Source organism: Paenarthrobacter sp. UW852 (assembly GCF_024608385.1).
In the GTDB taxonomy this organism is placed as follows: Bacteria; Actinomycetota; Actinomycetes; order Actinomycetales; family Micrococcaceae; genus Arthrobacter.
This window is the reverse complement of record NZ_JAMSGY010000008.1, coordinates 103,178-115,378: the sequence shown is the minus strand read 5'-3', so window position 1 is coordinate 115,378 and position 12,201 is coordinate 103,178. Positions and strand designations below refer to the sequence as shown.

10 protein-coding genes are annotated in these 12,201 nt (G+C 64.2%); 5 read left to right on the top strand and 5 right to left on the bottom strand.

Annotated elements, in window-relative coordinates:
• Positions 1-14: 14 nt before the first annotated feature.
• From NEK97_RS14995 to NEK97_RS14985, 3 genes are all read left to right on the top strand, one after another.
• The gene (locus tag NEK97_RS14995; protein WP_235517194.1) at positions 15-407 is read left to right on the top strand and encodes a VOC family protein; all 393 of its coding nucleotides are present in this window, start codon (positions 15-17) and stop codon (positions 405-407) included.
• A 64-nt stretch (positions 408-471) separates the two neighbouring features.
• Positions 472-1,857 (top strand): cystathionine beta-synthase, encoded by a 1,386-nt coding sequence (locus NEK97_RS14990; protein ID WP_235517193.1) that lies wholly within the window; start codon positions 472-474, stop codon positions 1,855-1,857.
• A gap of 59 nt (positions 1,858-1,916) precedes the next feature.
• Complete coding sequence (locus NEK97_RS14985; protein ID WP_257370604.1) at positions 1,917-3,080, top strand: cystathionine gamma-synthase; 1,164 nt, start codon at positions 1,917-1,919, stop codon at positions 3,078-3,080.
• 82 nt (positions 3,081-3,162) lie between these two features.
• On the opposite strand, the gene NEK97_RS14980 is transcribed toward NEK97_RS14985, so the two are convergent.
• Positions 3,163-5,280 carry a phosphocholine-specific phospholipase C gene (locus NEK97_RS14980; RefSeq protein ID WP_257370603.1) on the bottom strand — a complete coding sequence of 706 codons (2,118 nt, stop codon included), beginning with the start codon at positions 5,278-5,280 and terminating at the stop codon, positions 3,163-3,165.
• 159 nt (positions 5,281-5,439) lie between these two features.
• On the opposite strand from NEK97_RS14980, the gene NEK97_RS14975 reads away from it, so the two are divergent.
• Positions 5,440-5,970 (top strand): helix-turn-helix domain-containing protein, encoded by a 531-nt coding sequence (locus NEK97_RS14975; protein WP_257370602.1) that lies wholly within the window; start codon positions 5,440-5,442, stop codon positions 5,968-5,970.
• Entirely contained in the window at positions 5,967-7,349 is a 1,383-nt protein-coding gene (locus NEK97_RS14970) for an MFS transporter (protein ID WP_257370601.1), read from the top strand. The genes NEK97_RS14975 and NEK97_RS14970 overlap by 4 nt, the downstream gene beginning before the upstream one ends.
• Before the next feature lie 75 nt (positions 7,350-7,424).
• Here the strand turns inward: NEK97_RS14970 and NEK97_RS14965 are convergent, their stop codons facing one another.
• Genes NEK97_RS14965 through NEK97_RS14950 form a run of 4 tightly spaced genes read right to left on the bottom strand, consistent with a single transcriptional unit; the run spans position 7,425 to position 12,068 of the window.
• The gene (locus NEK97_RS14965) at positions 7,425-8,600 is read right to left on the bottom strand and encodes an acyl-CoA dehydrogenase family protein (protein WP_257370600.1); all 1,176 of its coding nucleotides are present in this window, start codon (positions 8,598-8,600) and stop codon (positions 7,425-7,427) included.
• A gap of 17 nt (positions 8,601-8,617) precedes the next feature.
• The gene (locus NEK97_RS14960; RefSeq protein WP_257370599.1) at positions 8,618-10,144 is read right to left on the bottom strand and encodes an APC family permease; all 1,527 of its coding nucleotides are present in this window, start codon (positions 10,142-10,144) and stop codon (positions 8,618-8,620) included.
• Positions 10,141-11,346 (bottom strand): glutathionylspermidine synthase family protein, encoded by a 1,206-nt coding sequence (locus tag NEK97_RS14955; protein WP_257370598.1) that lies wholly within the window; start codon positions 11,344-11,346, stop codon positions 10,141-10,143. The genes NEK97_RS14960 and NEK97_RS14955 overlap by 4 nt, the downstream gene beginning before the upstream one ends.
• Positions 11,347-11,348: 2 nt before the next feature.
• Positions 11,349-12,068 (bottom strand): Tat pathway signal protein, encoded by a 720-nt coding sequence (locus tag NEK97_RS14950; RefSeq protein WP_257370597.1) that lies wholly within the window; start codon positions 12,066-12,068, stop codon positions 11,349-11,351.
• Positions 12,069-12,201: the final 133 nt, after the last annotated feature.

Below are 12,201 nucleotides of genomic sequence, written 5' to 3'. Positions count from 1 at the left end.
AAGGAGCGCCAACCATGGCCGCAATAGTGCATTTCGAGATCCCCACGGATGACAAAGAACGGGCAAACACCTTTTACCAGAGTGCTTTCGGCTGGAACCTCAGCCCCATGCAGGGGATGGACTACACCATCGCCATGACCACCCCATCCGACGAGAAGACCGGTGCCCCCAAGGAGCCAGGCGCCATCAACGGTGCCCTGTTTCCCCGGACGGAGGCGCTGAGGACTCCTATCCTGACCATCGACGTCGATGACATCGGCGCGGCCCTGGCGCAGGTGGAGTCGGCCGGAGGCAGTGTGGTTCAAGGGAAAGACGCGGTACCAACCATGGGCTGGTACGCCTACTTCAAGGACACCGAAGGAAACATCATGGGCCTCTGGCAAACGGATCCGGGGGCGGGTAGCTAGTCGGCGGTGGCGGCCCACATGGCTGAGGCAGGGCTGGGCGCAGGCAAGCGGTAGCTTTGTATCTATGAAGTACGCCCAGTCCGTGTTGGACCTCATCGGCAATACGCCGCTCATCAAGCTCAACCACGTCACCGACGGCATCAAAGCCACCGTCCTGGTCAAGCTCGAATACATCAATCCCGGCGGGTCCATCAAGGACCGGATCGCCGTGAAGATGATCGAAGATGCCGAGAAGGATGGCCGGCTCAAGCCGGGCGGAACCATCGTTGAGCCGACGTCGGGCAACACAGGCGTGGGTTTGGCGCTCGTGGCCCAGCAAAAGGGCTACAAGTGCATCTTCGTGGTGCCGGACAAGGTGGGAGAGGACAAGCGTGCGGTCCTGAAGGCGTATGGCGCTGACGTGGTGGTAACGCCCACTTCCGTTGCTCCCGAAAGCCCGCAAAGCTACTACGGCGTGTCCGACCGCCTGGTCAAGGAGATCCCGGGCGCCTTCAAGCCTGACCAGTTCTCCAATCCTGCCGCTCCCGGCAGCCACTTCGAATCCACCGGCCCGGAGATCTGGAACGACACCGACGGCAAGGTCACGCACGTGGTGATCGGCGCCGGTACCGGCGGCACCATCACCGGCACCGGGCGGTATCTCAAGCAGGTATCAGCCGACCGGGCAGAGTCCGACGGCGGCCCGGTCAAGGTCATCGGGGCGGATCCGGAAGGTTCGGTCTACTCCGGCGGCACCGGCAGGCCCTACTTCGTTGAGGGTGTGGGCGAGGACATGTGGCCGGCCAACTACGATCCCGCCGTCCCGGACCGGGTCATCGCCGTCTCGGATGCCGACTCGTTCTCCATGACGCGCCGCCTTGCCCGCGAAGAGGGCCTCCTGGTGGGAGGCTCGTCCGGCATGGCCGTGGTTGCGGCCCTCGAGGCGGCCAAGGACCTGGACGAATCGGCCGTGGTTGTGGTGATCCTTCCGGACTCCGGCCGTGGATACCTTGCCAAGATCTTCAACGACCAATGGATGCGCTCCTACGGCTTCCTTTCCGGCGGTGAGGAAGCATCGGTGGGTGAAGTCCTGAAGTCCAAGACCGGCGAAATGCCGGACCTGGTGCATATCCACCCGAACGAAACCGTCCGCGACGTCATCAACATCATGAACGAGTTTGGTGTCTCCCACATCCCGGTCCTCTCGCAGGAACCGCCCGTGGTCATGGGCGAGGTCCTGGGTGCCGTGGACGAACGCAGCCTCACCAGCAAGCTGTTCCGTGGCGAAGCCAAGCTGGCGGACAAGATCTCCGAACACATGGGTGAACGCCTCCCGGTGATCGGCTCGCTGGAAACCATTTCCGCCGCCCGTGAGCTGCTGTCCGACGTTGATACCGTCATGGTGACCTTCGCGGGGGCCCCGGTGGGCATCCTGACCCGTCACGACCTTTTGGCGTACCTGAGCAACTAAGCGTGCGCCCGATCCACCCGCTGAACGAACAAACCTTCAAGAAACAAAGAGGTGCTTCCATGACTGCCAACAACAACGCCGGATTCAACACGCGAGCCGTTCATGCGGGACAGGCTTTCGAGCCCCGGACCGGGGCAGTTGTTCCGCCGCTGCATTTCAGCACCACCTACGCGCAGGACGGCATTGGCAACCTGCGGTCCGGCTACGAGTATGGCCGCGGTGGCAACCCAACACGTGACGCACTGCAGGAACAGCTGGCCGCCCTGGAAGGTGGATCGGCCGCGTTTTCCTTCGGTTCCGGGCTCGCCGCCGAAGACTCGCTGATCCGCGCGCTGGCCCGCCCGGGCGACCACATCGTGCTCGGCAACGACGCTTACGGCGGCACCTACCGGCTCATCAACCGTGTCCTGGGGGACTGGGGCATCGGCAACACCCCCGTGGACATGTCCGACCTCGATGCCGTAGCTGCGGCAGTCAGGGCCAACAAGACACGTATTGTCTGGGTCGAAACGCCGTCCAACCCGATGATGAAGATCACCGACATTGAGGCGCTCGCCGCCGTAGCGCACGACGCCGGGGCCCTCCTGGTGGTCGACAACACCTTCGCGTCTCCCTACTTGCAGACCCCGCTCGCCTTGGGCGCCGACGTCGTGGTCCACTCGACCACCAAGTACATCGGCGGCCACTCCGACGTCGTAGGTGGTGCCCTTGTGGTCAAGGATGCGGAGCTGGCTGAGAAGATCGGCTTCATCCAGTTCGCAGTGGGCGCCGTTTCCGGTCCCATGGACGCGTTCCTGACGACCCGTGGCTTGAAGACACTGGGCGTCCGCATGGATCGCCACAGCGAGAACGGCCAGGCCGTTGCTGAATGGCTGCTGCAGCGTCCCGAGGTGGAAGCGGTGCTTTACCCGGGCCTCCCGGACCACCCCGGCCACGATCTCGCCGCGAAGCAGATGAAGAAGTTCGGTGGCATGGTCTCCGTCCAGTTCAAGGGCGGCGAGGCAGCGGCCCGGACCGTTGCCGAGAACACCACTGTGTTCACGCTCGCGGAATCATTGGGTGGCATCGAGTCGCTTATGAACTACCCCTCGGAAATGACCCACGCATCGGTCAAGGGCACAGAACTGGCCGTCCCCGTGAACCTCCTGCGCCTGTCCTGTGGCATCGAGGAAGCAGCGGACCTGATTGCGGACCTCGAGCAGGCTTTCGCCAAGATCGGCTAACGATCGCGTGACCCCGCTCTTGTCCGTCACGCCCACCCTTCTACGGTGGGCGTGACGGACAGAGGCGGGAACGGGGGACTCGCTAGCCCGAGATGCCCTGTTGCCCGTCTTCCTCACGGCCGGTCAGCCGACGCCTGAAGGATCCGTCCTCCGCGGAGGTGACCTGGACGTCGTACCAGCCGTTTGCAGTGTCCCAGCCGATCTTCCTGCTCTGGCCCGGCTTGAGCTTCACCGTTTCCTTGCCGGCAACGTATTGCAACGACTCCAGTGAAACCGTCACGGTCGCATTGCCCGCGTTGCGCACTTCGATTTCCACGGCTTTCTTGCCGCGGCGCCCCGTGACGGCGACGTCGACGCCGGAGGCGGCACCCGCCATCGTGCCTTTCAGTTCGTACTGGTAGCGGTTGGGCCCGGTGACGACGACGTCGAACGTTCCCGTGGCCAGCGGGAGTTCAACGGTCCGGCTGCCCGTGACGTCCGCGTGCAGGGGTTCGGACACTTCGCCGGCGTAGCCGTAGACAGTGAAATGGGTGGAGCGCGACCCGCTGTTCGCAAGGGCCAGGTTGATCTTCCCTTGCTGGACCGTGGCGGAAACCCGCGGCCGATACGGCAGCGGCCGGGCAGGCCGGGCGCCCGTTTCCTGGATCGGGGCAACCTGGACGGCAGGGGGATTCGGGTGCCAGCGGCTGATCTTGGCGGGCACCGGGGCGGGGTGGTCGAGGGTTGGGGGCGTGCCCGGGGAATCGAAGTTGAAGACACCGGTGAGGTCGCCGCAGACCTCGCGCCGCCATGGCGAGATGTTGGGTTCCTCGACGCCGGTCCATAGCTCCAGGAATCTCAGGACGGACGTGTGGTCGAAGACCTCGGAGCTGACGACGCCGCCAATCGTCCAGGGGGAGACCACGGTCATGGGGACGCGCGGGCCCAGGCCGATAGGCCGTGCCGTGGTCCAGTCCGTGGATTCCCCGGAGACCGGGCGCGGCTGGACCGGCGGCGGAACGTGGTCGAAGTAGCCGTCGTTCTCATCGAAGTTCAGGAAAATGGCCGTGCTGTCCCATGTCGCGGGATCGCTGGCAATGGTATCCAGCAGGCGGTACACGAAGTTGGCACTGCCCACGGGCGTGGAAGCTCCGGGGTGTTCGGAATCCGCCGCCGACGGAACGAGCCAGCTGACCTGTGGCAAAGTGCCGTTGGCGATGTCGGTGCTGAGGCGTTCAAGGAGGGTATTGGGGCGCCCCCTCCACATGGCTTTGTCGAACAGCGACCTTTCGGCATCGGTCAGTGTGCTCCGGCCCGCTTCCAATTGGGCGAGGAGACGATCCTGCTCTGCAGGGTCCTTGCCGGCGAGGCTGTCGTAGAACTCTTCGGTGGTGCGCAGCTTGCCGTCTACGGAGGCCAGCATCTTCCTGCCAATTGCCTTGAATGTCTGGAAGTACTCCACGGCGTTGTCCGTGAAGTTGTCCCAGTCCTGGTAGATCCGCCACGGGATACCGGCCTGCTCCAGCCGCTCGGGGTAGGTGGTCCAGTCGTAGCCGCCGTGGTCGTAGCCGTAGGCTGCGTTGGTGACGGCCCTCTTGCTGCTCCCGGGTTCGTTGCCCGTGGTGCCGCTCCAAAGGTAGGTGCGGTTCGGGTTGGTGGAGCCGTTGACGGAGCAGTGGTAGGCGTCGCAGATGGTGAAGGTGTCAGCGAGTTCGTACTGCAGCGGGATGTCCTGGCGCTCGTAGAACGTCATGGTGGAGGCGCTTTTGGCGGGAATCCATTTGTCACACCAGCCGTTGTTCCAGGCCGTGGTGGTGCCGGCGAAGGAGTGGTCCAGGTCGCCAAGGTATTGGATGTCCGAGCCTGGCCGTCCGGCGAGTTCGGCGGCCTTGCGGAGGGAGAAGGGCAACACCGTCTCCCCCGTGGCGCGGGGCTGTTCGAACACGGACTTGCCGTTGGGCAGGCGGGTGACGGACTTGTCGGCGTAGCCGCGGACGCCGCGAAGGGCACCAAAGTAGTGATCGAAGGAACGGTTTTCCTGCATCAGCACGATCACATGCTTGATGGACTGGAGGTTTCCTGGTGGAACGGGTTTGGCCATCGCCGCCTGGACGGAGGGAGGCAGCAGGGATCCGGTCGCGGCCAGTGCCGTGGCTGCGGCAGCGGTGCCGAGGAAGCCACGACGGGACAGTCCGGCTGAGCCGTCGGTTGAACGTTTCACCAAATCAGGGGAGTGCGAGGACATCAAGGGGCCTTTCATGGTCAGGGTTGACCACGCCAGCTTAGGCACTCCAAGTGAACCGATGATGAAACCGCGGCAAACCACCGGTGCGTGCCGGGACTCTGGCTTTCTTTAGAGAAGTCAGCTACTTTGGTGCACATGCCCCTCCGATCTGACTGGTCCGCCCGCACGTGCAGCCTCGCCCGCGGCCTGGATGTCCTCGGCGACCCATGGGGAAGCCTGGTCCTCCGCGAAATCTTCTTTGGAAACGGCCGCTTCGACGCCATCAAACGGCGGCTCGAGGTGGCAGACAATGTCCTGAGCAAACGCCTGGCCTGGTTGGTTGAATCCGGCGTGCTCGTCCAACGCCCGTACCAGGACGGAGCACGTACCCGCCAGGAATACGTCCTCACTCCCAAAGGCGAGGACGCGCTGCCTGTCCTGAACGCCATCATCATCTGGGCCGAAAAGCACCTGGACGCCCCGAACGAGGTCTCCCATATGCGGGTCATCCATACCGACTGTGGGCAAGCGACATCGTCGGCTGACACCTGCGCGCAATGCGGCGTCGCACTGACTGCGGCCAACACCAGCTGGCACAGTTACAAGCGGAGCGACCATCCCCTTCCCCTCGCCGTGGCACGCCGCGAAAACCACGCGCCCGTCCTCACATCGGAGATTCCGGCATGACCGCTCCCGACCTCACAGGAACCCCCGCCGGAACAAAAGGCGCTCCCTCGGGCAAACGACGACGCCTGCATCCTGCCTGGATCGTTGCCGCGGTAGCCTTCCTGGCGCTTGTCGGCGCGGCAGGGTTCCGGGCGGCACCAGGCGTGCTCATGGTCCCCCTTCAGCAGGAGTTCGGCTGGTCAACCACGGTGCTGTCCCTGGCCGTCAGCATCAACCTGGTCCTGTTCGGGTTGACCGCGCCCTTCGCCGCTGCGTTGATGGAACGGTTCGGCATCCGCAAAGTCACCTCGCTTGCCTTGTGCCTGATCGGTTTGGGCTCGGCACTGACGGTCTTCGTTAACCAGTCCTGGCAAATCCTGCTCACGTGGGGCGTGCTGATCGGGCTCGGCACGGGATCCATGGCATTGGTCTTCGCCGCGACAATTGCCAACACCTGGTTTGCAAAGAACCGGGGCCTGGTCATCGGGATCCTCACCGCGGGAAGCGCAGCCGGACAGCTGGTCTTCCTGCCATTCATCGCAGCGCTCGCCCAGAACCCCGGGTGGAGGGGTGCTTCCCTGCTCATTGCCGCGGGTGCCCTCGCCGTGGTTCCGCTGGTGCTGCGCTGGTTGCGGAACTCACCGGCCGACGTCGGGGTGTTGCCTTATGGGGCAGAAGAACCCAATGCGAAAGCCGCCGACGCCGGTACCACGCCGCCGCTGTCAGGCGGAGCCGGCGCTGGGGTTCCGTCGCCGGCAACGTCCGACTCCGCCAACGCTGCCGTGCGTGCCCTGCAGGTCCTCAAGCGTGCCAGCAAAGTCCGTACCTTCTGGGCGCTGGCGGCCGGGTTCGCTATCTGTGGAGCCACCACCAACGGGCTTATCGGCACGCACTTCATCCCCTCGGCCCACGATCACGGCATGCCGGAAACCACAGCGGCGGGCCTGCTGGCCGTCGTCGGAATTTTCGACATCGTGGGGACTATCGCATCCGGCTGGCTCACCGACCGGTTCAACCCCAAGGTCCTGCTGGCCGTGTACTACCAATTCCGCGGGATCGGCCTGCTGGTTCTGCCGTTGCTGCTGGGCTCATCGGTGGAGCCGAGCATGATCATCTTCGTGGTGGTCTACGGGCTCGACTGGGTTGCCACGGTGCCTCCCACAGCAGCGATTTGCCGGTCAGTGTTCGGCGCTGACGGCTCCGTGGTGTTCGGCTGGGTATTCGCAGCCCATCAGCTCGGTGCCGCTGCCGCAGCACTGGCAGCCGGGTTCATACGCGACGCCACGGGACACTACAACTACGCGTGGCTCGGTGCAGCCGCCATGTGCACCGTGGCGGCCGTCATCAGCGCCACCATCCGAAAGGACGCCGCCAAGAAAGTACCAGTCGCGGTGGCTTGATGGCGTTTGTTGGGCCCGCTCTGCACGGTATTCCGGCCGGGGAAAGCGTAGAGCGGGCCTCGCAACTCGGGACGGTCAGCCGCGGAATGCCCCGATCCCGGTGATGTGCTGCCCCAGGATGAGGGTGTGGACCTCGTCCGTGCCCTCGTAAGTCCGAACAGATTCCAGGTTGTTGGCGTGCCGCAAAGGGGAGTAGTCCAGCGTGACGCCGTTCCCGCCCAGGATGGTCCGTGCCTCCCGGGCGATCTTGATGGCCTCACGGACGTTGTTCAGCTTTCCGAGCGAAATTTGCTGCGGCTGCAGGTGACCGGCGTCCTTCAAACGGCCCAGGTGGAGGGCCAGGAGGGTGCCCTTCTGGATCTCCACCAGCATGTTGACCAGTTTTTCCTGCGTCATTTGGTATCCGGCCAAGGGGCGGCCAAACTGCAAACGTTCGCCCGCGTAGTCCAGGGCTGCCTCGTAGGAATCCCGTGCTGCACCCATCGCGCCCCACGCGATTCCGTAACGTGCCTCGTTCAGGCAAGTGAACGGCCCCCGCAAACCCGCAGCGCCCGGGAGGATCGCGTCCGCTCCCAGTCCCACGGCGTCGAACGTCACATTGCACTGGATCGAGGCGCGCATCGACAGCTTTGGTTCGATCGGCGTAGCGGTCACTCCCGGGGTTCCCGCCGGGACCAGGAAACCGCGGATGCCGTCCTCGGTGTTGGCCCACACCACCATGACGTCGGCGATCGAGGCGAGGCCGATCCAACGCTTGGCTCCGTCCAGGACCCAACCGTCGTTGGTCCGTCGGGCAAACGTGGTCATGGACGACGGGTCCGAACCCGCCGTCGGCTCCGTCAGGGCGAAACAGCCGATCAGCTCGCCCGCCGCCATCCGTGGAAGCCATCGCTCTTTCTGCTCCTCGGAACCCCACTTATGGATGGCAGTCATGGCGAGGGAGCCCTGCACCGAGACAAAGGTGCGGATCCCTGAATCGCCGGCTTCCAGTTCCATCGCTGCCAAGCCATATTCGACCGCGGTCCTGCCGGGGCATCCATACCCCTCCAGGTGCATTCCCAGCACCCCAAGCTCACCCAGTTCAGGGGCAATTTCCCGGGGAAAGACGGCGTCCTCATACCAGCGGGCGATGTTCGGCCTGATCCGCTGCGCTGTGTAGTCCCGCACCCTGTCACGGAGGGCTACCTCGTCCGCCGTCAACAAGGAATCAAGCGCCAGGATGTCGGAGGGGTTCGTCGTTGAATCGCTCATTCCAGCATCCTAGGCGGCTACTCGCCGCGGACGATCCCAGCCTCGGCACGTTCGCCCGTGAAATACCCGCGGGTGGACGGCGCGAACCTGCACACAACGGCCAGCACCACGCCGAGGGCCAGGAGCAGGACACCGCTGACGAACGCGCCACCGATGCCGAATATCTGGGTGTCGCCGTACGACGGATCCCACATCTGCACGGCCGAGATGAAGAAGGCAGCGGTCAGGGACAGCGCGCCGAGCAACGGCAGGATGCCACGGAACCACAGGTTGCGGGCTGAGTCGCGCAGCGTGGAACGGAAGAACCAGATGCAGGAGAACCCGGTCAAGGCGTAGTAGAACGCGATGAAAAGGCTGATGGCGCTGATGGAATCGGAGAGCAGGTTCTGGCTGAGGAAGCTCATGGCCACGTAATAGACAACGGCCACCACGCCCATGACCTGCGTGGAGAACCCCGGCGTCTGGAAACGCTCGTGGATCTTGCCGAAACGCGGAGGGAGGGCTCCGTGAACACCCATGGACAGGGTTCCGCGGGCAGTCGGAAGGATGGTGGTCTGGGTGGAGGACAGGACGGAGGCCAGCACGGCAACAACGATCAACCAACCCCAGGGGCCCAGCACAACGTCCTTCATGGCCAGGAAGACGTCATCCTGGTTGGCTTCATTGCCAAGCCCGATGCCGTCCGTGCCGATGGTGGCGTACATCATGACCAGCAGCGCCACGGAAACGTAGATGGCCAGGAGGACGGTGGCTGAAATGACGGCGCCGCGGCCCGGGGTCTTCGCCGGGTTCTCGGTTTCTTCGTTGAGCGCCAAGCACGTGTCCCAGCCCCAATAAATGAACAGCGCCAGGAGAGCCCCGTGCACCACGGCGCCTGGGTCCGCGAAGGCCCCCGCGGGGTTGAACCATTCGATGTCGAACGGCTGCCCCTCAGGCGCGCCGCCGGTGATCCTGAAAACGATGGCCACGGCGAAAATGCCCAAGGAAATGTACTGGATGTACGTCAGGGTGCGCTGGACGTGCTCGCCAAGCCGGATCCCGCGATGGTTTACGTACGTCATGAACACAATGAAAAGCACTCCCGTGGCCGTCACCAACCAGGTGTTGTCCGCTAGGGAACCGTCGCCGACCAGCAGCCAGAGATACTTGCCGGCGATTTGGGCCAGGTTGGCCAACACCACGATCCCGGCGAGGGCAACCCCCCAGCCACCAAGCCATCCAGCCCACGGACCAAAGGCCTTGCGGGCCCAAAAGAACGTGGTGCCGCAGTCGGGCATGGCGCTGTTGAGTTCCCGGAAGGCATAGGCAATGAACAGCACCGGGATGAAGCCGAGGACCAGGATCAGTGGAGTGTAGTTGCCGTTGACAGCCACAATGAGGCCCAGCGTCGCGGCCAGCGAATACACGGGCGCGGTGGAGGCCAGGCCCAGCATGACGGAGTCGCCCAGGTCCAGGATGCCGGCGCGGAGGCCTTTGGAAGGCACGACGGCGGAACGGTCGCCGCCCGCCGCGCCGCCACCCGGCGTCGTAATTTCAGTGCTCATAGGGCAGCTCCGTAGGAAGTAGCAGGGGGCGCCACAGGCGCCGGGGCATCGATGGTGTTGGGCACGAAGCGGCAGAAGTAGTCCGTGATGGGGCCGTCCGATTCGCGGATGCCGCAGCCCACGGATTCACCATCCACTACCCACAGGCCCAGGACTGGGTGGTTGCCGTCGAAGTCCGGAAGGGAGTGGTACTGCTGGAAGCACCAGCCTTCGCGGCCGTAACCGCCGGGCTGCTGTATGTCGATCCCGGGGGCGTGGATGCGGATGTTGTCGCCCTCACGTCCATGCAACGGCTTGGCCACCCATTCCTTGAGCGGACCCGGGTCTCCCAGGTACGCGGGCAGCAGGTTCTCGTGGTTGGGGTAGAGGTGCCAGAGTGCTGCGAGCAGGGCTTTGTTGGACAGCAGCATCTTCCAGGCAGGCTCAACCCAGCGTGGGTTGTGGGCACGCTGCAGCAGCCGTTGCCCAAAAGGCTCCTTCATCATGAGTTCCCACGGGTACAGCTTGAACATGGTGCTGATCATGAAGTTGTCCAGGTCCACGAAGCGGTTGAGGTTCGGGTCCCAGCCGATATCGGACATGTTGATGCCGATGGTGGTCCACCCGCCTTGGCTCGCGACGTCCCGCATGTAGGCGGCCGTCATCCAGTCTTCGCCTGACTCCTCAGCCTCGGAGTGGGCCACGTGCAGGGTGCTCATGCCGGTGCGGAACTGCAGCTTCTTCCACTGCCGGATCAGGGCTTCATGGATGCCGTTCCACTGGTCCTTGTCCGGGAAGACGTCCTGAAGCCAGAACCACTGGGCCACCGAAGCTTCGATCAACCCTGTGGGGGTATCGGCGTTGTACTCCAGCATCTTCGCTGGACCGCCCTCGCCGTCATAGATGAAGTCGAAGCGGCCATAGATGTCCATGTCCGCAGCCTGCAGGGAGTCACTGGCAAGCTCCAGCGCCTGTGGCCCGATCCCGATGTCGCCCATGGCACCGGTAGCGAGGTATTTCGCCGCTTCCAAGCACATGATGTGCATGTCCTCGGCGGTCTTTTCCAGCGTTTCCACCTCGTCCATGGTGAATTCGTAGTAGGCCGATTCGTTCCAGTATTCGATCTTGCGGCCATCGGGCATGGTGGTGGTGGAAAAAACCAGGCCCTGTTCTTCGATCTTCTTCTTCCAGTCCGGCCTCGGCACGGAGGGCAGTCGACGCATCCCTAGCCTCCCGAGCTTCCGCCGCTTTTGGAACTGCTGCCAAAGCCACCACGGCTGACTGTGCCGCCCTTGGTGCTGTACCCGGTGGAGGACTTGGCACCGGACGGCACGTTCTTGGTGTAACTCGGGTAGGCCGACCTGTTCTGCCCGACCGCCGGGACACTGGCGCCCCGCGAGTAGAAGTACCAGGCGTAGACGCCCGAGCTGCGGCCCGCCGAGCTGCTGTTGTCGCACTGGTTGTCGTCGACGCGCTCGCCGGTTTCCTCGTTGAAGCAGACCTGGGCGTAGTCGGCTTCCTGCTCGTTGCTGGCCACGATCGCGGTGATGGTTCCAGCCAGCAAGGCAGTCACGCCAAGGCCCACCACGACGGTCCGGCGCTGCGAGCGCTTCTTCCTCTTGGCTGCTTCCGCTGCGCCACGTTCGCGTTCCTTGGCGAAAGGATCAATGACGGGCAGGGGCTGGCCGGGCTCAGGAGTTCCTGCCTGGCCCGGGGATGCCCCAGCGGGTACGGTGCGCTTCTTGCCTTTGCTGGCGGCGCGGGTCTTGCCTTGCTGTTCCTGGGCCGGTTCTTCAACGGGCGCGAACAGTTCGGGGTGGAGTTCGGGTTTGGGCACCTGCCAGGGCGGGGGCTTGGGCGGATTGTTGTCCGCTGCGAAATCGGGGTTGTTGTCCCCGCCGTTGCCGTTGGTGCCGGCAGCGTCAGGGTTGTCTTTCGGGCCCATGCGTATCCCCCTGGATAGACCGTGGAAGTGTCCGGCGCCACGCCGGACCAGAATGCTCAGAGCAAGCCTAGTACCTGTGCGCATCGCTGGCACCGGTGACAGTCCCACATGGGGACAACTGCCCACCAAGCAA

Coding starts and splice junctions, on each gene's coding strand:
- NEK97_RS14995 (WP_235517194.1), top strand. CDS start 15: ATGGCCGCAATAGTGCATTTCGAGATCCCCACGGATGACAAAGAACGG.
- NEK97_RS14990 (WP_235517193.1), top strand. CDS start 472: ATGAAGTACGCCCAGTCCGTGTTGGACCTCATCGGCAATACGCCGCTC.
- NEK97_RS14985 (WP_257370604.1), top strand. CDS start 1,917: ATGACTGCCAACAACAACGCCGGATTCAACACGCGAGCCGTTCATGCG.
- NEK97_RS14975 (WP_257370602.1), top strand. CDS start 5,440: ATGCCCCTCCGATCTGACTGGTCCGCCCGCACGTGCAGCCTCGCCCGC.
- NEK97_RS14970 (WP_257370601.1), top strand. CDS start 5,967: ATGACCGCTCCCGACCTCACAGGAACCCCCGCCGGAACAAAAGGCGCT.
- NEK97_RS14965 (WP_257370600.1), bottom strand. CDS start 8,600: ATGAGCGATTCAACGACGAACCCCTCCGACATCCTGGCGCTTGATTCC.
- NEK97_RS14960 (WP_257370599.1), bottom strand. CDS start 10,144: ATGAGCACTGAAATTACGACGCCGGGTGGCGGCGCGGCGGGCGGCGAC.
- NEK97_RS14955 (WP_257370598.1), bottom strand. CDS start 11,346: ATGCGTCGACTGCCCTCCGTGCCGAGGCCGGACTGGAAGAAGAAGATC.
- NEK97_RS14950 (WP_257370597.1), bottom strand. CDS start 12,068: ATGGGCCCGAAAGACAACCCTGACGCTGCCGGCACCAACGGCAACGGC.